Consider the following 23,285-nt stretch of genomic DNA (forward strand, 5'->3'; position numbering starts at 1 on the left):
CCCGATGCGTGAGGGGATTCATCCGGCGTACGGCCCTGTCGTCTTCCGCGACCGTGCCGCCAACCACGCCTTCCTGACCCGCTCGACCATGACGAGCGAGAAGACCATCGAGTGGGAGGACGGCAACACCTACCCCGTCGTCGACGTCGAGATCTCGAACGTCAGCCACCCCTTCTACACGGGCACGGCCCGCGTGCTGGACACGGCGGGCCGCGTGGAGCGCTTCGAGCAGCGGTACGGGAAGCGCGGGGGCCGCTGATGCTGTCCGTCGCCATCGTCGGCGGGCTGCACGCCGATGCCCGCAAGGCGGCCGTCGACCGGCTGCTCGCGGACGTACCGGGGGCCGTCGCGCTGCACCATGACCTTGCGACCGCCGTGCAGGGCACGGTCGTCCGGACGATCCGCAACAGCGACGGACCGGTGTCGACCGGTGAGGCGCCGCTCGTCAACGACTGCGCCTGCTGTGCGCTGCGCGAGGACCTGGTGCCCGAGCTGGAGCGGCTCGCGGAGGACGGGACGACCCGGCTCGCGGTCGTCGAGCTGTGGGAGTCGGTCGAGCCCAAGGCGATGGCCGAGGTCGTCGCGGGCGCCGAACTCCGGCTGACCGGCGTGATCACGGCGGTCGACCCCGCGCTGGTGCTGCCGTATCTCGGCAACGGCGACGATCTCGCGGAGGCAGGCCTCGCCGCTGCCGCCACCGATCAGCGCACGATCGCGGACACGTTCGCGCGTCAGCTGGAGTACGCGCCCGTGCTCGCCGTCGTCGAGTCCGAGGCGGCCGATGACGAGGACCGGGCGCTGCTCGCCCAGCTCCATCCGACTGCCCGCCAAGTCCCGCTCGGCCACGGTGACTTGGCGGGTGCCGCGCTGGCCGGCTTCGACGTGGACGCCGCCGCCGCTGCCCAGCACCCTGCCTGTGCACTGCTGCCGGCCGAGGCCGACGAGTGCGGCGTCTCCACCCTCGTATGGACCCGTCGGCGTCCCTTCCACCCGGAGCGGCTGTACGCGGCGCTGGAGGATCTGACCTGTGCCGCGGCCCGCAGTCGCGGGCGGTTCTGGCTCGCGGACCGGCCCGACACGCTGCTGCACTGGGACGCGGCCGGAGGTGCCCTGTGCGTGGAGAACGCGGGCCCCTGGCTGGCCTCGCTGCCGGACGCGGCCTGGGAGATGGTGCCGCCGGTGCGGCGCGCCGCGGCGGCCCTCGACTGGCACCCGGAGCACGGCGACTGCTGCCAGCACCTGGTCTTCACCTCCCCGGGCCTGGACCGCGAGGGCCTTGAACGGGTCCTGGAGTCCTGCCTGTTGACCGAGGCGGAGTACGCGGCGGGCCGCACCGCCTGGAAACAGCTCCCGCCCGCCTTCGACACCCTCCTGGAGGTCTGACCCCATGCCCCGCAAGCCCGAGCGCAAGCCCCAGAAGTCCCGCCCCAACCCGCTGGACGTGGCCGGGATCACGTACATCGACTACAAGGACACCGATCTGCTGCGGAAGTTCATCTCGGACCGGGGGAAGATCCGCAGCCGCCGGGTCACCCGGGTTTCTTCCCAGCAGCAGCGCCAGTTGGCGCGGGCGATCAAGAACGCACGGGAGATGGCGTTGTTGCCGTACGCGTCACGGTAGTCACGCGCCGTCTCAACGGCCCTCCACCAGCGGTGTTCATGCCGCCGGTGGAGGGCCGCTGTCGTTGACGGCCGGTCAGTTCGGCGACTGTTCAATGGAACACAAACCGTGCGAGATGCGTCTGTTCCTACAGAACGAGGGATTCGACCCGTACGAGACCAGTACGGGACCGGCGCGAGCCCAACACGAGCCCAGTACGGGACCGGAGGCCGCATGCCATGCGATCTCCGGGGCAGGCGCCTGGTACGGCTGTGAACGTGTGAGGCGTGCGTGGGCGCTGTAACCGTAGGACCACCGCGCGTGCACGTGCATCTGCCCATGCATACGCACGTGAAGAGGGCTATGATCCGGGTCAATTGACCACTGCACCACTGGCACCAACAACGCCAACTGCGTCACCGGGGAGCGACCTGTGGACCACGACGTGTACAACGGCATGGCTGCCACGGAGCTGTATGGGGCGGCCTGGCAGAAGAGCAGGCACAGCAACTCCCAGGGCTCCTGCGTGGAGTTCGCCCGGCTGCCCGGAGGCGAGGTGGCGGTGCGCAACTCGCGCTTCCCGGACGGGCCCGCGCTCGTCTACACGCGCGCCGAGATCGAGGCCATGCTCCTGGGCATCAAGGACGGCGAGTTCGACCACCTGGTGACGGGCAACTGAGGGCGATCGCCCCCTCGCGCACCGTAACGCGCGTAGAACCGCGGCCCGAAAAAGCGCCGCGGTTCCTCAGCCGGCCGTATGGAGCCGGAACAGCGCCCATACGACCTTGCCGTTGAGCGTGCCCGCGAGCGGGTGCCAGCCCCAGCTGTCCGCGAACGAGTCCACCAGGAACAGTCCACGCCCCGACTCCGCCGAGCAGTCGTCCGAGTCGTGCGCCTCCGGGCTGTCGTGACTGGGGTCGCGCACGGCGCACACGAGTCTCCCGGTCCAGTGCATCAAGTGCAGCCGCACGGGCGGATCCTGTTCGGGTGCGCGCGGGGTGTCCGAGGGGAGCGCATGCCGCAGCGCGTTGGTGACCAGTTCCGAGACCACCAGGCAGACGTCGTCGAAGCGGTCGCCTATGTCCCACTCGTCCAGAGTTCCGCGCGTGAACTTCCGTGCGTCGCGCACCGCTTCGTAGCGGGCGGGCAGAGCACAGGAAGCGGCGTTGGACACGGCCGCGGGATCCAGTGGCGGAAGCCCCTGCCTTAACGGCTCGAGCATGGTCGATCCATTCGTCCCCATGCGAGGCACTCCCGGGAATTCGCGGTCGTTGCGATGCAGCGGTGGCGCGGGACCATGGTTCCGAATGCTTACGGCAGATGCAAGGGCAGATGCACGTGCACGCGCCTGAATTGGACCTTGACGTACCATTTCTTGCTCATTTTTTCCGCCATCTTCTTGCCGTTTTCTTGCCGTTGACGCCCCTCAGACCTCCCTCAGACCTCCCTCAGACCTCCCTCAGACCTCTCTCGGAACTCCCTCCGACCCTCCTTCCGGCCTCCCTCTGGCCGGTCTTCGCCTTGTCAGTTCCTGTCCAGCCGCCCCGCAGGTCTTGCCGTTTGTGTAACCGAACGAGTACACCGAGGAGTGATTTAGTGGCAGACTGCGGCCCCTGAGGACGGTTGGGGAGGCTGACGAACGTGAGCGCGCAAGAGTCGGGATCGGTGGTACGTCGCATGCTGCTCGGCTCGCAACTCAGGCGGCTGCGGGAGTCGCGCGGGATCACCCGGGAGGCGGCCGGGTACTCGATTCGTGCCTCCGAGTCGAAGATCAGCCGCATGGAGTTGGGGAGGGTGAGCTTCAAAACGCGTGACGTCGAGGATCTGTTGACGCTGTACGGCATCACCGACGAGACGGAGCGCAACTCACTGCTCTCCCTCGCCAAGGAGGCCAACGTCGCGGGCTGGTGGCACAGTTACTCGGACGTGCTGCCCACCTGGTTCCCGACCTACGTCGGCCTGGAGGGCGCCGCGTCCCTGATCCGGTCGTACGAAGTGCAGTTCGTGCACGGCCTGTTGCAGACCGAGGCGTACGCGCACGCGGTCGTCGAGCGCGGCATGAAGAACGCCAGCGTCTCCGACATCGACAAGCGGGTGGCGCTGCGCATGGAGCGCCAGAAGTACCTGGTGTCCGAGAACGCCCCGGACTTCCATGTCGTACTCGACGAAGCGGCGCTGCGACGTCCGTACGGTGACCGGGAAGTGATGCGGGGTCAGCTCCAGCACCTGATCGAGATCTCCGAGCGGCCGAACGTACGGCTTCAGGTCATGCCGTTCAGCTTCGGCGGGCATGCCGGCGAGAGCGGCGCCTTCACGGTGCTCACCTTCCCCGAGTCCGATCTGTCCGACGTGGTCTATCTGGAGCAGCTCACCAGCGCGCTGTATCTGGACAAGCACGAGGACGTCACCCAGTACGCGAAGGCGATGCAGCAGCTCCAGGACGACAGCCCGGGGCCGAACGAGAGCCGGGACGTGCTGCGGGGCCTGCTTCAGCTTTCCTGACACCCCTCTTCCTTGGAATTTTCACAGGTTCTCCTAGGTGTGTCCCAAGTCCCTTGGGACACAAGTACGATGACGCGTGATCAGACCTTGACCATGAATCGGGGATTGAGGGTCACATGTCGTCCTACTTCACGGACCTGGCTCAGCAGTACATCGACGGAGAGTGGCGTCCGGGGACGGGGTCCTGGGACATCATCGACTTCAACCCGTACGACGGCGAGAAGCTGGCGTCGATCACCATAGCCACGGTCGACGAAGTGGATCAGGCCTACAAGGCGGCCGCCCGCGCTCAGAAGGAATGGGCCGCGACCAACGCGTACGCACGGCGCGGGGTGTTCGAGAAGGCTCTGCGGATCATCGAGGACCGTGAGCAGGAGATCGCCGAGACGATCATCGCGGAGCTCGGCGGTACGCATCTGAAGGCGGGCTTCGAACTCCACCTCGCCAAGGAGTTCCTGCGCGAGGCGATCCATGTGGCGCTGCGCCCCGAGGGCCGGATCATCCCCTCGCCGGTCGACGGCAAGGAGAACCGCGTCTACCGCGTCCCGGTCGGCGTCGTCGGTGTGATCAGCCCCTTCAACTTCCCCTTCCTGCTGTCGCTGAAGTCCGTGGCGCCCGCCCTGGCGTTGGGTAACGCCGTGGTACTCAAGCCGCACCAGAACACCCCGATCTGCGGTGGCTCCCTGGTCGCGAAGATCTTCGAGGACGCGGGGCTGCCGGCCGGCCTGCTGAACGTCGTGATCACCGACATCGCGGAGATCGGCGACGCGTTCATCGAGCACCCGATCCCCAAGGTCATCTCCTTCACCGGCTCCGACAAGGTAGGCCGCCACGTCGCCACGGTCTGCGCCTCGCAGTTCAAGCGCGCCGTCCTCGAACTCGGCGGCAACAGCGCGCTGGTGGTCCTCGACGACGCCGATGTCGACTACGCGGTCGACGCGGCCGTCTTCAGCCGGTACGTGCACCAGGGCCAGGTCTGCATGGCCGCGAACCGCGTGCTCGTGGACCGCTCGCTCGAGGCGGAGTTCACCGAGAAGTTCGTCGCCAAGGTGAAGACCCTGAAGGCGGGCGACCCGCGCGACCCGCAGACGGTCATCGGCCCGGTCATCAACTCCTCGCAGGCGGACGCCCTTTCGGGCGCCGTCGACCAGGCGATCGCCGAGGGTGCCACCGCGCTCGTGCACGGCTCCACCACCGACAACCTCGTCGAGCCCAGCGTCCTGACGGACGTGCCCGCCGACGCGGCGATCCTCCAGCAGGAGATCTTCGGCCCGGTCGCGCTCCTCATCCCGTTCGACGGCGAGGAGGAGGCCGTACGCCTCGTCAACGACACCCCGTACGGCCTGAGCGGCGCCGTCCACACGGCCAACATCGAACGCGGCGTCTCCTTCGCCAAGCAGATCGACTCAGGCATGTTCCACGTGAACGACGGCACGGTCCACGACGAGCCCCTGGTCGCCTTCGGCGGCGAAAAGTCCTCGGGCATCGGCCGCCTGAACGGCGAGGCGACGGTCGAGGCGTTCACGACGCAGAAGTGGATCTCGGTGCAGCATGGGCGGAGCTTCTTTCCGTTCTGAGGCTCGGCTTCGGTGATCGACGGTCATGCACCCAGGTGCACACTGGGTGCATGACTGCTGAGCTGGAGGACCTCGAGGACGCGCTGGCTCTCGCCCGTCTGGAGCGTGATCGCGCTCTCGGGCGTACGGAACCTTCTGTCCCGCACGAAGAGGCGCGTCGCGCGCTGCTTGAAGCGGCGGGGCGCATCGCGGACAGTATCTGACCTACATCACCCGTAGCTTCGTCGGTGTCAGGCAAGAGGACGTACCGACGAAAGGCGGCCGGTCATGGTTGCTCACGTTTCCGCAGAGGCGCACGGTGATGAGCGTGGGGCGCTGCTCTCCTTTCTGGACGAGCAGCGTGGAGGCATCCGCCGGGCGGTGCTCGGACTGACGGACGAGCAGGCGGCTTCGCGGCCCAGTGCCAGTGAGTTGTCGCTCGCGGGGCTGGTCAAGCATGTTGCCGAGATCGAGCAGGGATGGATCGCGCGGGCCAAGAAGGAGGCCCCCGCGGTGCACCGCGACGAGTCGAACTGGCACGAGTGTTTCCAGCTCGTGGGTGACGAGACGCTCGAGTCGCAACTCGCGTACTGGGAGAAGGTCGCGGCCGAGACGGAGGCGTTCATCCGCTCGGTGCCCAGCCTCGATGACACCTTCCTGCTGGAGAAGACGTCCTGGAATCCGAAGGACGAATGGCTCTCCATGCGCTGGCTGTGCCTGCACCTGATCCGTGAGACGGCCCGGCATGCGGGTCACGCCGACATCATCCGCGAGTCCCTGGACGGGAAGACCGCCTTCGAACTCGTCGCTCTGGAGCAGGGCGCGAGCTGGAGCTGAACCGCTCGGTTCTACGCTGGCTCCATGTCAGCGATCCGTCTTCTCGTACTCGGTGCCGTCCGGCAGCACGGGCGCGCCCACGGTTACCAGGTGCGCAACGACCTGGAGTACTGGGGCGCACACGAGTGGTCCAACGCCAAGCCGGGGTCGATCTATCACGCGCTCAAGCAGATGGCGAAGCAGGGCCTGCTGCACGCGCACGAGATCGCGCCCTCCACGGCCGGCGGCCCGCCGCGCACCGAGTACGAGATCACGGAGAAGGGCACCGAGGAATACTTCGGGCTGCTCCGCCAGTACCTGACCGCGTACGACCAGAAGCCGGACGTACTCACGGCCGCGCTCGGCTTCATGGTCGACCTGGACCGTGCGGAGGTCCTCGAACTCCTCGAGGAGCGGGTGCACGCCATAGAGGAGTGGCGCAAGGGCGTCACCGAGTACTACACGCCCGAAGAAGGCCCCGGACAGCTCGGCCACATCGGCGAGATCATGAACTACTGGGTCACCTCCGCCGACACCGGTGCCCAGTGGACCCGCGGCCTGATCGAGCGGATCCGGGGCGGGGCGTACACGTTCTCGGGCGAGGGGGAGCCGTTCGTGGGCGTGCTCGCGGACGACCAGGAGAACCCGTACGGGACGGGGGAGTCCCATCCCGGGGACGCGCGCTGATCTCAGTCGGTTTGGCCGGGCGGGCACATTAATCAAGTTTGACTAAACGCTCGAGTGGGCATAGCCTTCACTGGCAAGCTACTAGTCAAGTTTGACTAAGCTGAACCGGAGGGAGCCGGATGACCGACGCGATCGTCGTCGAGAGCGTACGGAAGCGATACGGGGACAAGGCGGCCCTGGACGGGTTCGACCTGGCGGTGCGGGGCGGCACCGTGCACGGTCTGCTCGGGCCGAACGGGGCCGGCAAGACCACCGCGGTGCGCGTGCTGACCACGCTGCTGCGGCCGGACGAGGGGCGCGCGGAGGTAGCAGGGTACGACGTCGTACGGGAGGCCGGCCGGGTGCGGCGGCGTATCGGCCTGCTCGGCCAGCACGCCGCGCTCGACGAGGAACTCGGCGGACGGCAGAACCTGGAGATGTTCGGGCGCCTCTACCACCTGGGCACCCGGAACGCGCGCGTGCGGGCCGACGAGCTCCTGGAGCGCTTCGGCCTCGCGGACACGGGCCGCAAGGCGGTGAAGCAGTACAGCGGCGGCATGCGGCGCCGGCTGGATCTCGCCGCCTCCCTCATCACCGAGCCGGAGGTGCTCTTCCTGGACGAACCGACGACAGGGCTCGACCCGCGGGGCCGCGCGGAGGTGTGGGGCGCGGTGCGCTCCCTGGTCGGCGGCGGCACGACCGTACTGCTCACCACGCAGTACCTGGAGGAGGCCGACCAGCTCGCCGACCGCATCTCGGTCGTCGACCGGGGCCGGGTCATCGCGGACGGCACGGCGGACGAACTGAAGGCTAAGACCGGCGGCGACCGCATCGACGTGGTGCTGCGGGACGGCGGCCAACTGGGCGCGGCCGTCGCCCTGTTGCCCTTCGACAAGTCCGAGGTCTCCGTGGACGCCGACCGCCGCCTCCTCAGCGCCCCGGTCACCGACCGCATGGCGGCGCTCGCCGGGGCCGTACGCGCCCTGGAGGAGACCGGGATCGTGGCGGAGGACATCGCCTTGCGGCGGCCGACGCTGGACGAGGTGTTCCTGCACCTCACGGGAGACGACCCCGCAGGATCCACAGGAGACGAGCACCGCGATCACGCCGTGAAGGAGGCCGTGTGAGTACGACGTACGAAGAGAGCCGCTTGGCGACGTACGAGACGAGCCGTGACGGTGCGTGGACGTACGTCCTCACCGACTGCTGGACCATGACCCGGCGTGAACTCGCCCACTGGGCGCGGCAGCCGGTGCAGGTCGTGGTGGGCCTCGTCTTCCCCGTGATGCTGATGTTGATGTTCAGCTATCTCATCGGGGGCGGAGCGGGCATCGAGGGGAAGTACGTCGAATTCCTGGTGCCCGGAATGCTTGCGATGACCATGGCCTTCGGCCTCGACGCCACGATGGTCGCGGTGACCACGGACCTCAACAAGGGCGTGATCGACCGCTTCCGGTCCATGCCGATGACCAACGGCGCGGTCCTGGTGGGCCGTGCGGTCGCCGACATGCTCCAGTCGTTCCTCTCGCTGCTTGTGCTGATCGGTGTGGGACTCATGATCGGCTGGCGCTGGCACGGGTCGTTCGGGGCGCTGCTCGCCGGGATCGGGCTGTTGCTTCTGCTGCGGTTCGCGATGCTGTGGATCGGCATCCATCTGGCGATGATCGCGGGCAAGCCGGAGCTGGTGACGGCCGTACAGATTCTGGTCTGGCCGGTCGCCTTCCTCTCCAACGCCCTGGCCACACCCGAGTCCATGCCGTCCTGGCTGGGCGCCGTCGTCGAGTGGAACCCGATGTCGGCCACGGCCGAGGCGGTGCGCGGCCTGTTCGGCAACACCCCCTCGGGCAGCTCCTCCTGGGCCGCCGAGAACGCCGAACTGCTGGCGGTGGCCTGGCCGGTGGCGCTGGTGGCGGTGTTCTTCCCGCTGGCGGTACGGAGGTTCGGGCGGCTCAGCCGGTAGGCAGGGAAGCGTGTGGTCTCGCGCCGGAGCCCCGGACGTCGTCGGAAGGCGTTCGGGGCTCCGCTCGTTCGTGACGGGTCGGGTCGGGGCGCTGTTCGCGCGTTTTTCCGCCGGGGTTCACCTGCGGCTCTCGCCTGGGCGCCGGCCCAACAGCACTACCTTGCCGCGCAGTTCAGGCCATGCCTAAGGTGACTGCTACCACAAGCCGGTGGTTCTGACCAAACCGCCCGGGCCATGTGCAGTCGAAGGAACGGGCGCGCTTGCCCGTCGTAACGGGGGATCGAAATTGAGACAGCCGGTGGCTCTTCTGCGCGTCGATGACGTCAGCTATTCCTATGACGGCACTGTCAACGTGCTGCAGGACGTGTCCTTCACGGTTGAGGAAGGCGCGATCGTCGGTCTCGTCGGTCCCAACGGGTCCGGCAAGTCCACGCTGATCAGGAACATCTTCGACCTCGTACGCCTGCAGTCCGGGTCCGTCCGTATCGGCGGCCATGAGCACGTACGGCCCGAGGCGAAGCAGTTGGGCATGTATCTGTCCAGCAATGACTATCTGCCCGAGTTCCTCACGGCCCGTGAGTACATCTCCATGATGGGCAAGCTGTTCGACCTCGATGTCGATCACGATGAGGCCATCGGCCTGTTCCGCAGGTTCTCCATGGAGGGCCGCTACGACCATCTCATCGAGGACTACTCCCACGGCATGCGCAAGAAGACGCAGCTGGTGTCCGCGCTCGTCATGCGCCGGCCGCTGACCGTCATCGACGAGACCCTCAACGGCATCGACCTGGAAGCGCTGCACCTTGCCGAGAAGGAGTTCCGGCGGGTGCGCGATGCGGGCCGCTCGATCCTTTTGTGCACGCACGACTTCGCCGTGCTGGAACGCCTGGCCGACCGCACCCTCTTCCTGGACCTGGGCCACGTGGTGTGCGACGAGCCGACGAAGGACCTGGTCGACGAACACGGATCGCTGGCCGCGATGGTCTTCGACTACCTCGAAACGTTCCAGCGGTGACGGCGGTACGGCTGCGGCAGTCCGCGGTCCTGGCCCAGATGCTCCTCGTCTTCTTCCGCCGCCGGGTGCTGCGGGCCGGAGTCCTCAAATCCACCCCGGTCCGGGTGTTCGTCATGGTCGTGGCGGTTCTGCTGCTGGGCGTCATGTGCACCGCCTCGTACTTCTTCCTGCGCCCGCTGGTCGACGAGGCGCGTGTGTGGCGGCTGCTGTTCAACATCTCGACGGTGTCGCTGCTGCTGTGGGTGCAGATCGCGTTCCTGCTGGTCAAGGTGCTGTTCATCAACGCCGAGGGGATGCTCCAGCTCAGCTATCAGCTGCCGGTCACCAACCGGGAGCGGTCGACGGCGTTCCTCCTGTACGAAGCGGTGATGACCGCCGTCGTGGCCGCCGCAGGGCTGGTCTCCCTCGCGGTGAGCGCGCTGATCCTGCTCGGCCCGTCCGCGGCCGGATACATCACGGCCTCGATCATCCTGCCGGTCGCCCTGACCTACCTGACGCTGTCCGTTGTGTACCAGCTGTTGACCCGGATGTGGATGCTGATGGGGCTCAGCCGGATGGCGGGCATCCTCAACGTGCTCGTCCTGTTCGCGCTGCTGGTCTCCTACTCCGCGCAGATGACACCGGTGATCCGGGACATCTCCGACGCGTACCTGGACAAACGGACCGAGTACACCTGGATCACATCGGTGTCCTGGGCGTGGAACGAGCACGGGCCCTGGCTGACCCTGGCCGCCGCGGTGGCGCTGTCGGCCGCACTCACGGCGCTGGTCTTCGCGCTCGCCCCGAACCAGCACGTACGCCAGTCCCGCTACCTGAAACTGCCCGGAAGCGTGCGGCTGCGCGGCGTTCTGGGACCGTACGACTGGTGTCTGCTGCGCAGTACACAGACGGTGGCCGCCGCCGCGATGGCCCTCGCGGTCTTCGGCTACATCCTGCTGGCCAAACCCTCGATGAACCCGATGTGGGGCCTTGCCGCCCTGTCCTTCGGCGGCCTGTACCAGTTCACCGCCACCCAGCCGCTGCGCATGCTGCCCGGCACCCAGGCCTCCGCCTGGCGGGTCTACGCACGGCTCATCAGGGCGCAGCTGGTCCTGCTCACGGTGTTCGCCGTGCCCGCTCTCGCCCTCACATCGGCGATCTATCCGGACCGCTTCCTCTCCAGCGCGACGGCTCTGGCCAGCTGCATCGGCGGGGCGGTCATGACCACGTGCATCAGCATCGTGTTCCCCGCAGAGAAAGACAATCCGTTCTCCGTGTTCCTGGGGCTGTCCGTGGTCACCATCGTGCTGGGCGTGTCACTGATCGGCCTCGGCATGCTCAATCTCCCGCCCTGGGCGGTGATGTCCTGCCTCGCCGGGGCGGCCATCGCATTCGTCCTGTACGCGGTGCAAGGAATCCACACCAGCGAGTCGAGGAGAAGAAATGCTCAAGGCACGGTCGGTCATGACGGCCGCCATAGGGGCCGCGCTGAGCACCGTGACCAGCTCCTCAACGAGGTGCCCGGCAACTGACCTGGACGTCCGCACCGTTGGCTGGGCGGTGGGCGGCCTCCAGGTTGTCCCAGTTGTCTCACAGTGCATCCTGGAAGGGTCGGTGGAACCCGGCGTAGGCGCTTTGCGTTGATAGCTTTAGTCGCCCGAAGCAGAACCGCCTGCATTTTCCCTTCACCCTTCAGGAGCCCGGATCGTGACGCTTGCCCTTGGACCAAGCTGGTTGGATCCGGACTATCTCCTCAGCACGTTCGGCATCTGGGGACTGCTCGTCATCGTCTTCGCCGAGTCGGGCCTGCTCATCGGCTTCTTCCTGCCGGGTGACTCGCTGCTGTTCACGGCGGGGCTGCTGATCGCCGAGGGCACGCTGGACTTCCCGCTGTGGGCGGCCGTCGTGCTGATCTGTGTCGCCGCGATCCTCGGCGACCAGGCGGGCTACATGTTCGGCAAGAAGGTGGGGCCCGCGCTGTTCAAGCGCCCGGACTCACGCTTCTTCAAACAGGAGAACGTGGTCAAGGCCCACGACTTCTTCGAGAAGTACGGCCCCAAGTCCCTCGTCCTGGCCCGCTTCGTGCCCATCGTGCGGACATTCACGCCGATCATCGCGGGCGTCAGCGGCATGCGATACCGCTCGTTCCTCACGTTCAACATCATCGGCGGCATCCTCTGGGGCGCGGGCGTCACGCTGCTCGGCCATTGGCTGGGCCAGATCGACTTCGTGAAGAAGAACATCGAGGCGATCCTCATCCTGATCGTCTTCCTCTCCGTACTCCCGATCATCATCGAGCTCCTGAAGGCCCGCGGTAAGTCGAAGAAGGGCGCGCAGCAGGCCCCGGAGGCGCCGCCCGCGATGGACGACGCGACGACGCAGCTGCGCGCCGTGCCACCGGTCCATGAGGACCAGAGGACGTACGGCCACGAGGGCCGCCAGGACCAGGGGGCGTACGGCCACCAGGGCCAAGGCCAGGGATACGGCCCCCAAGGCGGCCAGGGCTACCCGCAGCAGCAGCCGCAACAGCAGCCCCCGTACGGCTCGGACCAGGGCTACGGGCAGCAGCAGGGCCAGCCGCCCTACGCCGCCCAGTACCCGCAGGGCCAGCAGTACCCCCAGGGCCAGCAATATCCCCAGGGCCAGGGCTACCCGTACGGCCAGAGTCAGGACTACCCGCAGGGCTGAGCGGACGCGGGCAGTCCCGCGCCCTGAGGGGGCCGGAGGCCCCGTAAGGGGCGCGGGACTGTATCGATTTGCGGCTCCGCCGCGTGGGCGCGACCAGCCACAATGCACCCGCAGTCGCCAGCGAAACCGGCAGCCCCGAGCTATAAGGCGCCCGGCGCCAGAACCCGCACCCGGCGTCAGAACCCTCGCGTCCGCTTCGCCGCACGCCGCCCCTCGGTCGAAACCCCCGGCAACCGCATAAACAACCGCGAAATCTCCGACCCAAGGTTCACGCCAATAGCGATGGCCATCGCAAGCGCCGCAGCCTTGGACAGCGAGACCAGCCCGCCGTCCACGTCATTCTGGGCGATGGACAACAGCCCGAAGTACGTCGCCGAACCCGGCAGCAACGGCCCGATCGCCGCCGTCGTATACGGCAGGGCAGAAGCGAACCGGAAACGCGACAGCAACTGCCCGAACAGCCCCACTACCCCCGCAGCGACAGCCGTGGAGGCGACCGGCGACAACCCGCCCGGGTAATGCATCGCCCCGTACACCGACCAAGCCACGCCACCATTAAGGGTCACCATCAGCACGGTGGATCGTTCCTGCTGGAGCAGTACGGCGAAGGCCAGCGCCAGCAGCATCGAGGCGACGATCGCCACCACAGGCTGCTGGGAGCTGCTCACGGCGATATCCGGATCCAGCTCCGCGCCCAGCTTCACCCCGAAATACAGCGCCAGCAGAACCCCGGTGACGATGCCCACGTAGAAGTACATGACCTCCAGCAGACGCGCGGCGGCGGTGATGTAGAAGCCCGTCAGCCCGTCCTGGACGCCCGCGACCAGCGCCCGCCCTGGTAGCAGCGCGAAGAGCCCACCGGTGACCACCGCGGACGACGCCACGTCGACGTTCGCCAGCGTGAGCGCGATACCGATCGCGGCCGGAGGCATCGCGGCCACCGTGAACTGGTAGAACTCGGGCAGACCGCGCCCCGCGCACAGCCACGCCAGCCGGTCGCCGAGCATCGCACCGAGCGCGGCGGCGACGAACACGACGGCGCCACCACCGACGAGTACGGACGCCGCGCCCGCGAGGAGCCCGGCGGCACCGGTCAGGACCCAGCCGGGATAGGGGTGCCGGTTGCGTCGTATCTCCGCGAGCCGCCGGTAGGCCTCCTCCAGGGAGACCTCGGTCTCGTCGTCGCTGATGTCGTCGACGAGCCGGTACACGGCCGCGAGCCGCGTGTAGTCGGTGGCCCGGCGGCGGACCGTCCGCGAGGCGGTGATCGGATCATCCACCAGGGATGGCTGGTACGACATGGACAGCAGCGTGAAGGTGACGTTCGGCTCGCAGCGGTCCAGGCCGTACGAGCGGCAGACGGCGAGCATCGCCGCCTCCACGTCCTCGGCGCCCTCGCCGCCCGCGAGCAGCAGTTCGCCGATACGCAGCGTCAGGTCGAGCACGCGCGGGACGGCGGGGCCGCCGTCGTCCTCCGTGCGCTGGACGGGCTCGGCGACGGGCCGGTCGGCCACCGGCATACGCAGCATCGTGCGCATCCGGTCCTGCCAGGGCACCTCCTTGGTCAGCTTGACCACGGGGATGCCGGTCGGCGGGGTGAAGGCGGGCGCCCGGTACGTACGCGGGGCGTTGAACGCGGAGCCCGCGCGCTCGGCGGACGGCGGCTCGGGCGGCGCGAGACCCTCCGGGATCGCGAACTCCGACGTCGTATGCGACTCGTCCTCGAAGGCCGCCGCCACCCCGCTCGGCGGCGCGAACGCACTCCTCGCCTCGTCCGACTGCGGCTTACGGTCCTCCCAGTCCAGCTCGGCCACCAGCTCCCGCCCCACTTCTCAATACGTCCGTTTCTGATACGTCCGTTCTCGTATGGGTCCCCCATACGCCGTATCTCTGATGTACGCCTCAGCGCAAGAACACACGAAAGAACACACGAACGGGCCGCGTCACCCATCGGGTCACGCGGCCCGCCGGTACATCACTTGGCCTCAGTGGCCGCCGGTCTCCTTGAAACGCTTGTAGGAGCGCTCGATCTCGGCCTCCGCGTCCGTGCGGCCCACCCAGTTGGCGCCCTCTACGGACTTGCCGGGCTCAAGGTCCTTGTAGACCTCGAAGAAGTGCTGGATCTCCAGACGGTCGAACTCCGACACGTGGTGGATGTCACGGAGGTGCTCCACGCGCGGGTCGTGCGCGGGCACGCACAGCAGCTTGTCGTCGCCGCCGGCCTCGTCCGTCATACGGAACATGCCGATCGTGCGGCACTGGATGAGGCAGCCGGGGAAGGTCGGCTCGTCCAGGATGACGAGGGCGTCCAGCGGGTCGCCGTCCTCGCCGAGGGTGTTCTCGACGAAGCCATAGTCGGCCGGGTAGCTGGTCGAGGTGAAGAGTCGACGGTCCAGGCGGATCCGACCGGTCTCGTGGTCCACCTCGTACTTGTTCCGCGAACCCTTCGGAATCTCGATCGTGACGTCGAACTCCACCGGTGGCTCCTCCATGATCAACACATACGTCTGGTGGTTAAGTGTCCCTCACGCAGGTGTGTGATCGCGAAAGGGGTTGGTGTCCGTGCCGGAGCTGAAGGCTTGGCGGGCCGCGCGACCGCATGTGGAGCGGTTCGCGCGGGCCGTGCGGCCGTGGCTGGTACGGGCCTTGGAGACCGTGAGGCCGTGGCTCGTACGGGCCGTGGAAGCCGTCAGGCGGTCGCTCGTACAAGCCTTGGGGGCGGTGCGACCGTGGTTCGCACGGTTGACCACCGTGCAGTTCACGGCGGGCGCCGCCCTCCTCGGCCTCGCACTCGCGGCAACCGTGGTGACCGCGGCCGGCCCTTGGGACTCCAGCGGTCAGCGTACGGCCGAGCGGGACTTTGCGGCGTCGCGGGAGGTGGCAGGTGGCGCAGATCACGGCACCGGATCCGGCCCTGGATCCGGTACGGCTCCGAAGGCGCCGCGTCCCGCACCCAGCGCCCCCTCTGTACTCGCGGGACTCGGGGGCACGACCGGCTCCGTTTCCGCGCCTGCCGAGAAGGCTCTCGGCGACGTCCTCGGCCCGCTGCTCGACGACTCGTCGCTGGGTTCGGAACGTACGGCCGCGGTCGTCGACGTGGCCACCGGCAAGCAGCTGTACGGCAGGGCCGCGGACGAAGCGCTGACACCGGCCTCCACCACGAAGATCGCCACCGCCGTCGCGGCACTTTCCGCCGCGGGCGCCGACCACCGCATCGCGACCCGCACGGCCCTCGAACCCGGCACCAAGGAACTTGTCCTCGTCGGCGGCGGCGACCCCACCCTGACCGCCCGCGAGGAAGCGAACGGCAATGCCAGCCTGCGTACGCTCGCCGACAAGACCGCCGACGCCCTCAAGGCCCGCAAGCTGGACGCGGTGACGCTCTCGTACGACACGACGCTGTACGACGGCCCCGCTCTGCACCCCATCGGCCCCGACAACGCCAACCTCGCGCCGGTCACCGCCCTGATGACCGACGAGGGCCGCCTCGACGACTCGTCCTCCGGCCCCGCGGACCGCAGCAGGGACCCGGCGGCGGACGCGGCCCGCCAGTTCGCGGCCCTCCTGAACGACCGCGGCATCAAGACCAAGTCCCCCGGCCCCTCCAAGGCGACGGGCCGCGCGGAGACGCTCGCGAAGGTCGAGTCCCCGCCCCTGTCCGCCCTGGTCGAGCGGATGCTGACCAACAGCGACAACGACATCGCCGAGGCCCTGGCCCGCCAGACCGCACTAGCCTCTGGCGAACAGGCCAGCTTCGAAGGCGCCTCGGCGGCGATCCGTACGCAGCTGAAGAAGCTCGAACTCCCCCTGGAAGGCGTCAAGTTCGCAGACGGCAGCGGCCTGGACCGAGCCGACCGCCTCACCGCGAACCTCCTCACAGCCCTCCTCGCCAAGGCAGCCGCCCCCGACCACCCCGAACTCCGCCCCGCCCTGACCGGCCTCCCAGTAGCAGGCTTCACCGGCACCCTCCGCAACCGCTACACGGACCAGCCCGGCACAGGAGTCGTAAGAGCAAAGACGGGCACGCTGACAGGCGTACATGCCTTGGCCGGCACGGTGGTGGACTCCGAGGGCCGCCTACTGGCCTTCGCTTTCCTGACCTCTTCGGACCACCCAACGGACCCGGCAACAACGCAAAAGGCGCTGGACGGCGCGGCTTCGGCACTGGCGAACTGCGGCTGCGGCGCGTGAGGGGGCTTGCGGCCTGAGGGGGCTTGCGGCGCGTGACGGGGCTGTGGCGCTGACGCGACTACGCCCTTGAAAGGGGGCCGCAGGCCCTCCTTTCAAGGGCGCGGGGAACTGCGCGCCCAGCCACACACAACCCGCAGCCGAGCTGCAACAGGAACCCCCACGAACCCCACACTCTGCACCCAGCGGCAGCGCTCACGTACGGTTGAGGGCATGACGAGCATCGGTGGTGCCGAGATGGTCGACTGGAATCTCGCGGTGGCGACCGCGACCCGGCTCGTAAGGCCGGGTCCAGAGGTGAGTCGCGACGAGGCCAGGGCCGTCGTCGCGGAGCTGCGCCGGCATGCGAAAGCGTCGGAGCAGCACGTACGCGAGTACACGCAGATGGGCAGCGAGGACCTGCGTGACACCCCGATCCTCGTCGTCGACCGCCCGGGCTGGGTCCGGGCGAACGTCGCCGGGTTCAGGGAAATCCTGAAACCGCTGCTCGACAAGATGCAGGAACGTCGCGGCAGCTCGCCGGGCGGAGCCGTCCTCGGCGCCGTAGGCGGCAAGGTCACCGGCGTAGAGCTGGGCATGCTCCTGTCGTTCCTGGCCTCCAGGGTGCTCGGCCAGTACGAGACCTTCGCCCCGGCGACCCGCGAACTCCCGGCAGGGGAGAACGGCGGCGGCAGGCTGCTCCTGGTCGCCCCGAACATCGTGCACGTGGAGCGCGAACTCGACGTGCAGCCCCACGACTTCAGGCTTTGGGTCTGTCTGCACGAGGAGACGCACCGGACGCAGTTCACGGCCGTGCCCTGGCTGCGCGACCACCTCGAGGGCGAGATCCAGTCTTTCCTGGAGGAGACCGAGGTCGATCCCATGACGGTCCTCGAGCGCATCCGGGAGGCCGCGCAGACGCTCGCCGGCAGCCGGCCCGAGGGCGAGGAGGGCGACGACGGCGGACGGTCCCTCGTCGAGATCGTCCAGACGCCCGCCCAGCGCGAGATCCTCGGTCGGCTGACCGCTGTGATGTCCCTTCTGGAGGGCCACGCGGACTTCGTGATGGACGGCGTGGGGCCCGCCGTGGTCCCGTCCGTCGCCGAGATCCGCGAGAAGTTCCAGCAGCGCCGCCAGCGCGGCGCCTCCCGCCTCGACCTGGCGCTGCGCAAGCTGCTCGGCCTTGACGCCAAGCTGCGCCAGTACCGGGACGGGGAGCGTTTCGTACGGGCGGTCGTGGACCAGGTCGGCATGGAGGGGTTCAACCGCGTGTGGACCTCGCCGAACACGCTCCCCACCAAGTCGGAGATCTCCAAACCGGCGGATTGGGTTGCGCGGGTGCACCGCAAGGCAGAGTCGTGAACTGAATCCGGCCGAGGGCAGGTGAGCGCCCCCGCTATCACCCGTCCGAGGGACCGTGGGGCATGGGTAGGCGTGCAATGCTCGGGGAACGGCCCGTTTCTGTCACCATCTAGGCACTCTGCGTGACCGAAGATCGGGCTCACCCCCGACAATTTCATGAAGGGAACCGGACATGGGTCCCCATCCAGCGGTCGCGGCGATACGCCTGGCGGTCCGCCGCGTCCTCCACGAGATCCTCCACGACGTCCTCACCGACCACACGCCCGCCCACCCCGACACTGAGCGCTCCGACACCGCGCACGAGCAGTCGCCCCCGCCGCTCGTGCTCGTGGCATGCTCCGGCGGCGCCGACTCCATGGCGCTCGCCTCCGCCCTCGCCTTCGAAGCCCGCAAGCTCGGCATCCGCGCCGGTGGCATCACCGTTGACCACGGTCTGCAGCCCGGCTCCGATCTGCGCGCAGCCGAAGTCGTCGTAAGACTCACCGAACTCGGCCTTGACCCCGTCGAGTCCATCGGTGTCTCCGTAGGCCGGGAGGGAGGGCCCGAGGCCGCCGCCCGGGACGCGCGGTACGCCGCTCTGGACGCCGCCGCCGAGCGCCACGGCGCCGCCGCGGTCCTGCTCGGCCACACCCGTGACGACCAGGCCGAGACCGTACTGCTCGGACTCGCCCGCGGCTCCGGCATCCGCTCCCTCTCCGGCATGGCCGCTGTCTCCGGAGGCCCGGGAGCCGCCCGCCGCTACCGCCGCCCCTTCCTGCAGCTCGACCGGCACACCGCCCGCAAGGCCTGCATGGTCCAGTCGCTCCCCGTCTGGGAAGACCCGCACAACTCCGACCCGGCCTATACGAGGTCACGCCTGCGCCACGAGGGCCTGCCCGCCCTGGAGAAGGCGCTCGGCAAGGGCGTCGTCGAAGCCCTCGCCCGTACGGCACAGTTGTCCCGCGACGACGCCGACGCCCTCGACGCGTGGGCCCGCCAGGCCGAGGCCTCCGTCCGGGACGCCGCCGGCCTCCTGGAGTGCGCCAAGCTGTACGCGCTGCCGCCCGCCGTGCGCCGCCGGATCCTGCGCCGCGCCGCCATCGAGGCCGGGGCGCCCGCCGGTTCACTGTTCGCCCGGCACATCGAGGAGATCGACCGGCTGATCACCGGCTGGCGCGGCCAGGGAGCCATCAACCTGCCGGGCAAAGTCGTCGCCCAACGGCAGGGTGGCAGACTGGTGATTCGGCAAGGCTGAATGCGGGCCTTCCGCCGGTCCCTTGCGGGGGCCGTGGGCGGCCCGAGTGGCCGCCATACATGCGGGACGACCGAAAGTGATGCGGGTGGACGCGAAAGACATGGGCACCGATCTCAAGTCGGTGCTCATCACCAAGGAAGAGATCGACGCGAAGCTGGCCGAGCTGGCCGCGAAGATCGACGCGGAGTACGCGGGCAAGGACCTGCTGCTCGTCGGAGTTCTCAAGGGCGCCGTGATGGTCATGGCGGACCTGGCGCGCGCTCTGTCCACCCCCGTCACCATGGACTGGATGGCCGTGTCCTCGTACGGCGCGGGTACGCAGTCCTCCGGCGTCGTGCGGATCCTGAAGGACCTCGACACCGACATCAAGGGCAAGCACGTCCTGATCGTCGAGGACATCATCGACTCCGGTCTGACGCTGTCCTGGCTGATCTCCAACCTCGGCTCGCGCGAGCCCGCCTCGCTCAAGGTGTGCACGCTGCTGCGCAAGCCGGAGGCCGCCAAGGTCGCGATCGACGTGGAGTGGGCCGGCTTCGACATCCCGAACGAGTTTGTCGTGGGCTACGGCCTCGACTACGCGGAGAAGTACCGGAATCTGCCGTTCGTCGGTACGCTCGCGCCTCATGTCTACGGTGGCTGAGGCACTCTCGTAGAGAGTGGCGAACCCCACGCTCCATGTGAAGACGGGCCGGGAACCCTTGCGGGTTCCGCGCCGTTGGAGCATGCGTAGACGGGTTTGTCAGCCGGACCGTGCGGCTTCGGGTGACAATGCTGGGGTACCGTCAAAAACAGTCTTATCAAACTCACTATGGCAGGAGGGACGGGGCGGCACCGCTCCGTATGGATGGACGTGAAGCGATACTTCCGTGGGCCGGTCATGTGGATCGTGCTGGCCGTCCTTGCCGTGGTCGTGTTGATGCAGGTCGTCGGCTCGTCCGGCGGCTACAAGACGGTGGACACCGGCCAGGTCGTCCAGGCGATCAGTGACAACAAGATCGAGTCGGCCAAGCTGACCACCGGCGACGAGCAGATCATCAAGGTCGAGCTCAAGGACGGCGAAAAGGTCGAGGGCAGCTCGAAGATTCAGGCGAGTTACATCGGCGACCAGGGCGCCAATCTCGCCAACACATTGCAGACCAAGTACGAGGACAAGCAGATCGCGGACGGCTACACAGTTTCGCCGTCCAAGCAGAACCCGTTCGTCGGCATCCTGCTCTCCCTGCTGCCGTTCGTCCTCATCGTGGTCGTCTTCCTGTTCCTGATGAACCAGATGCAGGGCGGCGGCTCCCGAGTCATGAACTTCGGGAAGTCCAAGGCCAAGCTCATCACCAAGGACACCCCGAAGACGACGTTCTCCGACGTCGCGGGCTCGGACGAGGCCGTCGAGGAGCTCCACGAGATCAAGGAGTTCCTCCAGGAGCCGGCCAAGTTCCAGGCCGTCGGGGCGAAGATCCCCAAGGGCGTACTGCTGTACGGCCCGCCCGGTACGGGTAAGACGCTGCTCGCGCGTGCTGTCGCGGGCGAGGCCGGCGTCCCCTTCTACTCGATCTCCGGTTCCGACTTCGTCGAGATGTTCGTCGGTGTCGGTGCCTCCCGGGTCCGTGACCTGTTCGAGCAGGCCAAGGCGAACGCCCCGGCGATCGTCTTCGTCGACGAGATCGACGCGGTGGGCCGTCACCGCGGTGCCGGTCTCGGCGGCGGTCACGACGAGCGCGAGCAGACGCTGAACCAGCTGCTCGTCGAGATGGACGGCTTCGATGTGAAGGGCGGTGTGATTCTCATCGCCGCCACGAACCGGCCCGACATCCTCGACCCGGCCCTTCTGCGGCCCGGCCGTTTCGACCGCCAGATCGCGGTCGACCGCCCGGACATGCAGGGCCGTCTGGAGATCCTCAAGGTTCACCAGAAGGGCAAGCCGGTCGCGCCGGACGTCGACCTGTCCGCAGTGGCGCGTCGTACGCCGGGCTTCACCGGCGCCGACCTGTCGAACGTGCTGAACGAGGCTGCGCTGCTCACCGCGCGCAGCAACCAGAAGCTGATCGACAACCACATGCTGGACGAGGCGATCGACCGTGTGGTCGCGGGCCCGCAGAAGCGGACCCGGATCATGTCGGACAAGGAGAAGAAGATCACCGCGTACCACGAGGGCGGTCACGCCCTGGTCGCGGCGGCCTCACCGAACTCCGATCCGGTCCACAAGATCACGATCCTCTCCAGAGGCCGTGCTCTCGGCTACACGATGGTGCTCCCGGACGAGGACAAGTACTCGACCACGCGCAACGAGATGCTCGACCAGCTCGCGTACATGCTGGGCGGACGCGCGGCCGAAGAGCTCGTCTTCCATGACCCGACCACGGGCGCGGCGAACGACATCGAGAAGGCCACGGCCACCGCGCGAGCGATGGTCACGCAGTACGGCATGACCGAGCGTCTCGGCGCGATCAAGTTCGGCGGCGACAACAGCGAGCCCTTCCTCGGACGTGAGATGGCTCACCAGCGCGACTACTCGGAAGAGGTCGCCGCGCTCGTCGACGAAGAGGTCAAGAAGCTCATCGAGACGGCGCACAACGAGGCCTGGGAGATCCTGGTCGAGAACCGCGACGTCCTCGACAACCTGGTGCTCAAGCTCCTGGAGAAGGAGACGCTGGGCAAGGAGGAGATCGCCGAGATCTTCGCCCCCATCGTCAAGCGCCCGGCCCGCCCCGCGTGGACCGGCTCCTCCAGGCGCACTCCGTCCACCCGCCCGCCGGTGCTCTCCCCCAAGGAGCTGTCGCTGACGAACGGGGCGAACGGTGCGGCGCCGGCGATCACCGCGAAGTCGAACCCTGCCGCCGAGGCGGCGCTTCCGGTGGCCGAGCCGGCTCCTGAGGAGCGTCCCGAGAGCTGACCCACCCTGCCGGTCACCTCATCCGGCCCGGAACAGATGCCGCGCCCCCCTGGTCTAGCCTGGGGGGCGCGGCATATTCGTATGCCCGTACATGCAGCGCGTGATCCGTACGCGTGGAGGCACAGGAACGAGGCACCAGATGATCGACCCCGTGAGGCTGGACGGCGAGGGCGAGGTCGGCGAGTTCGACGAGAAGCGCGCCGAGAATGCCGTACGAGAGTTGCTGATCGCGGTCGGTGAGGACCCGGACCGGGAGGGGCTGCGGGAGACGCCGGGGCGGGTGGCCCGGGCGTACCGGGAGCTGCTGGCCGGGTTGCGGCAGGAGCCCGAGGATGTGCTGACGACGACGTTCGATCTGGGGCACGACGAGATGGTCCTGGTGAAGGACATCGAGATCGTCTCGCTGTGTGAGCATCATCTGCTGCCGTTTCATGGGGTGGCCCATGTCGGGTACATCCCGGCCGAGACCGGGAAGATCACCGGGTTGTCGAAGCTGGCGCGGCTTGTGGAGGTGTTCGCGCGGCGGCCGCAGGTGCAGGAACGACTCACCACGCAGATCGCGGACTCGCTGATGCGGATTCTTGAGGCGCGGGGCGCCATTGTGGTCATCGAGGCCGAGCACATGTGTATGTCGGTGCGGGGGATACGTAAGCCGGGGGCTAAGACGACGACGTCTGCTGTGCGTGGGCAGTTGCGGGATGCCACGACGCGTGCGGAGGCTATGAGTCTCATCCTGGCTCGGTGAGCCTCGGGTGAGCTGCGTTCCGTAGCGTCTGCCTGGTTGTTGTTCGTGTGGGGGTGCGGGCTCGTTGTGGCTTGTCGCGCAGTTCCCCGCGCCCCTGGGGTGGCTGAG

The 23,285-nt window shown here is 68.1% G+C and carries 23 protein-coding genes; 20 read left to right on the plus strand and 3 right to left on the minus strand.

Annotation, left to right across the window (positions count from 1 at the left end):
• Window positions 1-4: 4 nt before the first annotated feature.
• The 4 genes from OHT21_RS26275 (at window position 5) to OHT21_RS26290 (ending at window position 2,279) form a co-directional block, all read left to right on the plus strand.
• Complete coding sequence (locus OHT21_RS26275; RefSeq protein ID WP_328770779.1) at window positions 5-259, plus strand: type B 50S ribosomal protein L31; 255 nt, start codon at window positions 5-7, stop codon at window positions 257-259.
• Window positions 259-1,383, plus strand: a complete 1,125-nt coding sequence (locus tag OHT21_RS26280; protein WP_328770780.1) for a CobW family GTP-binding protein — start codon at window positions 259-261, stop codon at window positions 1,381-1,383. Before OHT21_RS26275 ends, OHT21_RS26280 begins: the two co-directional genes overlap by 1 nt.
• Window positions 1,384-1,387: 4 nt before the next feature.
• The gene (rpsR, locus tag OHT21_RS26285) at window positions 1,388-1,621 is read left to right on the plus strand and encodes a 30S ribosomal protein S18 (protein WP_328770781.1); all 234 of its coding nucleotides are present in this window, start codon (window positions 1,388-1,390) and stop codon (window positions 1,619-1,621) included.
• A gap of 412 nt (window positions 1,622-2,033) precedes the next feature.
• Window positions 2,034-2,279, plus strand: a complete 246-nt coding sequence (locus tag OHT21_RS26290) for a DUF397 domain-containing protein (protein WP_328770782.1) — start codon at window positions 2,034-2,036, stop codon at window positions 2,277-2,279.
• A 66-nt stretch (window positions 2,280-2,345) separates the two neighbouring features.
• Here OHT21_RS26290 and OHT21_RS26295 read toward each other — a convergent pair whose 3' ends face one another.
• Window positions 2,346-2,822, minus strand: a complete 477-nt coding sequence (locus tag OHT21_RS26295) for an ATP-binding protein (protein ID WP_328770783.1) — start codon at window positions 2,820-2,822, stop codon at window positions 2,346-2,348.
• 455 nt (window positions 2,823-3,277) lie between these two features.
• On the opposite strand from OHT21_RS26295, the gene OHT21_RS26300 reads away from it, so the two are divergent.
• The 10 genes from OHT21_RS26300 to OHT21_RS26345 all read left to right on the plus strand — a co-directional run bounded on the left by OHT21_RS26300 (window position 3,278) and on the right by OHT21_RS26345 (window position 12,782).
• Window positions 3,278-4,102 carry a helix-turn-helix domain-containing protein gene (locus tag OHT21_RS26300; protein ID WP_328774229.1) on the plus strand — a complete coding sequence of 275 codons (825 nt, stop codon included), beginning with the start codon at window positions 3,278-3,280 and terminating at the stop codon, window positions 4,100-4,102.
• A gap of 116 nt (window positions 4,103-4,218) precedes the next feature.
• Window positions 4,219-5,679: an aldehyde dehydrogenase family protein gene (locus tag OHT21_RS26305; RefSeq protein ID WP_328770784.1), complete on the plus strand. Its 1,461-nt coding sequence runs from the start codon at window positions 4,219-4,221 to the stop codon at window positions 5,677-5,679.
• A 50-nt stretch (window positions 5,680-5,729) separates the two neighbouring features.
• Window positions 5,730-5,882: a hypothetical protein gene (locus tag OHT21_RS26310; protein ID WP_328770785.1), complete on the plus strand. Its 153-nt coding sequence runs from the start codon at window positions 5,730-5,732 to the stop codon at window positions 5,880-5,882.
• A gap of 64 nt (window positions 5,883-5,946) precedes the next feature.
• Window positions 5,947-6,495: a DinB family protein gene (locus OHT21_RS26315; protein ID WP_328770786.1), complete on the plus strand. Its 549-nt coding sequence runs from the start codon at window positions 5,947-5,949 to the stop codon at window positions 6,493-6,495.
• Between the two features lie 24 nt (window positions 6,496-6,519).
• Entirely contained in the window at window positions 6,520-7,161 is a 642-nt protein-coding gene (locus OHT21_RS26320) for a PadR family transcriptional regulator (RefSeq protein ID WP_328770787.1), read from the plus strand.
• A 119-nt stretch (window positions 7,162-7,280) separates the two neighbouring features.
• Window positions 7,281-8,267: an ATP-binding cassette domain-containing protein gene (locus OHT21_RS26325; RefSeq protein ID WP_328770788.1), complete on the plus strand. Its 987-nt coding sequence runs from the start codon at window positions 7,281-7,283 to the stop codon at window positions 8,265-8,267.
• 86 nt (window positions 8,268-8,353) lie between these two features.
• Window positions 8,354-9,100: an ABC transporter permease gene (locus tag OHT21_RS26330; protein WP_328774230.1), complete on the plus strand. Its 747-nt coding sequence runs from the start codon at window positions 8,354-8,356 to the stop codon at window positions 9,098-9,100.
• Window positions 9,101-9,398: 298 nt separating this feature from the next.
• Entirely contained in the window at window positions 9,399-10,115 is a 717-nt protein-coding gene (locus tag OHT21_RS26335) for an ABC transporter ATP-binding protein (RefSeq protein ID WP_328770789.1), read from the plus strand.
• Window positions 10,112-11,626 (plus strand): hypothetical protein, encoded by a 1,515-nt coding sequence (locus OHT21_RS26340; RefSeq protein ID WP_328770790.1) that lies wholly within the window; start codon window positions 10,112-10,114, stop codon window positions 11,624-11,626. The genes OHT21_RS26335 and OHT21_RS26340 overlap by 4 nt, the downstream gene beginning before the upstream one ends.
• Window positions 11,627-11,798: 172 nt before the next feature.
• Window positions 11,799-12,782 carry a DedA family protein gene (locus tag OHT21_RS26345; RefSeq protein ID WP_328774231.1) on the plus strand — a complete coding sequence of 328 codons (984 nt, stop codon included), beginning with the start codon at window positions 11,799-11,801 and terminating at the stop codon, window positions 12,780-12,782.
• Between the two features lie 176 nt (window positions 12,783-12,958).
• On the opposite strand, the gene OHT21_RS26350 is transcribed toward OHT21_RS26345, so the two are convergent.
• Window positions 12,959-14,587 carry a threonine/serine ThrE exporter family protein gene (locus OHT21_RS26350; protein ID WP_328774232.1) on the minus strand — a complete coding sequence of 543 codons (1,629 nt, stop codon included), beginning with the start codon at window positions 14,585-14,587 and terminating at the stop codon, window positions 12,959-12,961.
• Between the two features lie 180 nt (window positions 14,588-14,767).
• A complete protein-coding gene (locus tag OHT21_RS26355) occupies window positions 14,768-15,259 on the minus strand; it encodes an inorganic diphosphatase (RefSeq protein WP_033321679.1) in 492 nt (163 codons plus the stop codon).
• A 79-nt stretch (window positions 15,260-15,338) separates the two neighbouring features.
• Between OHT21_RS26355 and dacB the strand changes: the two genes are divergently transcribed.
• The 6 genes from dacB to folE all read left to right on the plus strand — a co-directional run bounded on the left by dacB (window position 15,339) and on the right by folE (window position 23,177).
• The gene (gene dacB, locus OHT21_RS26360; RefSeq protein WP_328770791.1) at window positions 15,339-16,973 is read left to right on the plus strand and encodes a D-alanyl-D-alanine carboxypeptidase/D-alanyl-D-alanine endopeptidase; all 1,635 of its coding nucleotides are present in this window, start codon (window positions 15,339-15,341) and stop codon (window positions 16,971-16,973) included.
• Window positions 16,974-17,183: 210 nt separating this feature from the next.
• Window positions 17,184-18,311 carry a zinc-dependent metalloprotease gene (locus OHT21_RS26365; protein WP_328770792.1) on the plus strand — a complete coding sequence of 376 codons (1,128 nt, stop codon included), beginning with the start codon at window positions 17,184-17,186 and terminating at the stop codon, window positions 18,309-18,311.
• Between the two features lie 172 nt (window positions 18,312-18,483).
• Complete coding sequence (tilS, locus tag OHT21_RS26370) at window positions 18,484-19,545, plus strand: tRNA lysidine(34) synthetase TilS (RefSeq protein ID WP_328770793.1); 1,062 nt, start codon at window positions 18,484-18,486, stop codon at window positions 19,543-19,545.
• Window positions 19,546-19,624: 79 nt separating this feature from the next.
• Window positions 19,625-20,185, plus strand: a complete 561-nt coding sequence (gene hpt, locus OHT21_RS26375; RefSeq protein WP_328770794.1) for a hypoxanthine phosphoribosyltransferase — start codon at window positions 19,625-19,627, stop codon at window positions 20,183-20,185.
• Window positions 20,186-20,389: 204 nt separating this feature from the next.
• Complete coding sequence (gene ftsH / locus OHT21_RS26380; RefSeq protein ID WP_328774233.1) at window positions 20,390-22,432, plus strand: ATP-dependent zinc metalloprotease FtsH; 2,043 nt, start codon at window positions 20,390-20,392, stop codon at window positions 22,430-22,432.
• A 139-nt stretch (window positions 22,433-22,571) separates the two neighbouring features.
• Window positions 22,572-23,177, plus strand: a complete 606-nt coding sequence (folE, locus tag OHT21_RS26385) for a GTP cyclohydrolase I FolE (RefSeq protein ID WP_328770795.1) — start codon at window positions 22,572-22,574, stop codon at window positions 23,175-23,177.
• The last annotated feature ends 108 nt before the right edge of the window (window positions 23,178-23,285 follow it).

It is taken from the genome of Streptomyces sp. NBC_00286 (assembly GCF_036173125.1).
Classification (GTDB): Bacteria; Actinomycetota; Actinomycetes; order Streptomycetales; family Streptomycetaceae; genus Streptomyces.

Bases quoted from the DNA above. Each gene is read 5' to 3' on its own strand.
- OHT21_RS26275 (WP_328770779.1), top strand. From the start codon at position 5: ATGCGTGAGGGGATTCATCCGGCGTACGGCCCTGTCGTCTTCCGCGAC.
- OHT21_RS26330 (WP_328774230.1), top strand. From the start codon at position 8,354: ATGACCCGGCGTGAACTCGCCCACTGGGCGCGGCAGCCGGTGCAGGTC.
- OHT21_RS26325 (WP_328770788.1), top strand. From the start codon at position 7,281: ATGACCGACGCGATCGTCGTCGAGAGCGTACGGAAGCGATACGGGGAC.
- hpt (WP_328770794.1), top strand. From the start codon at position 19,625: ATGCGGGTGGACGCGAAAGACATGGGCACCGATCTCAAGTCGGTGCTC.
- folE (WP_328770795.1), top strand. From the start codon at position 22,572: ATGATCGACCCCGTGAGGCTGGACGGCGAGGGCGAGGTCGGCGAGTTC.
- OHT21_RS26320 (WP_328770787.1), top strand. From the start codon at position 6,520: ATGTCAGCGATCCGTCTTCTCGTACTCGGTGCCGTCCGGCAGCACGGG.
- rpsR (WP_328770781.1), top strand. From the start codon at position 1,388: ATGCCCCGCAAGCCCGAGCGCAAGCCCCAGAAGTCCCGCCCCAACCCG.
- OHT21_RS26305 (WP_328770784.1), top strand. From the start codon at position 4,219: ATGTCGTCCTACTTCACGGACCTGGCTCAGCAGTACATCGACGGAGAG.
- OHT21_RS26280 (WP_328770780.1), top strand. From the start codon at position 259: ATGCTGTCCGTCGCCATCGTCGGCGGGCTGCACGCCGATGCCCGCAAG.
- tilS (WP_328770793.1), top strand. From the start codon at position 18,484: ATGGGTCCCCATCCAGCGGTCGCGGCGATACGCCTGGCGGTCCGCCGC.
- ftsH (WP_328774233.1), top strand. From the start codon at position 20,390: ATGGACGTGAAGCGATACTTCCGTGGGCCGGTCATGTGGATCGTGCTG.
- OHT21_RS26295 (WP_328770783.1), bottom strand. From the start codon at position 2,822: ATGCTCGAGCCGTTAAGGCAGGGGCTTCCGCCACTGGATCCCGCGGCC.
- OHT21_RS26300 (WP_328774229.1), top strand. From the start codon at position 3,278: ATGCTGCTCGGCTCGCAACTCAGGCGGCTGCGGGAGTCGCGCGGGATC.
- OHT21_RS26310 (WP_328770785.1), top strand. From the start codon at position 5,730: ATGACTGCTGAGCTGGAGGACCTCGAGGACGCGCTGGCTCTCGCCCGT.
- OHT21_RS26315 (WP_328770786.1), top strand. From the start codon at position 5,947: ATGGTTGCTCACGTTTCCGCAGAGGCGCACGGTGATGAGCGTGGGGCG.
- OHT21_RS26365 (WP_328770792.1), top strand. From the start codon at position 17,184: ATGACGAGCATCGGTGGTGCCGAGATGGTCGACTGGAATCTCGCGGTG.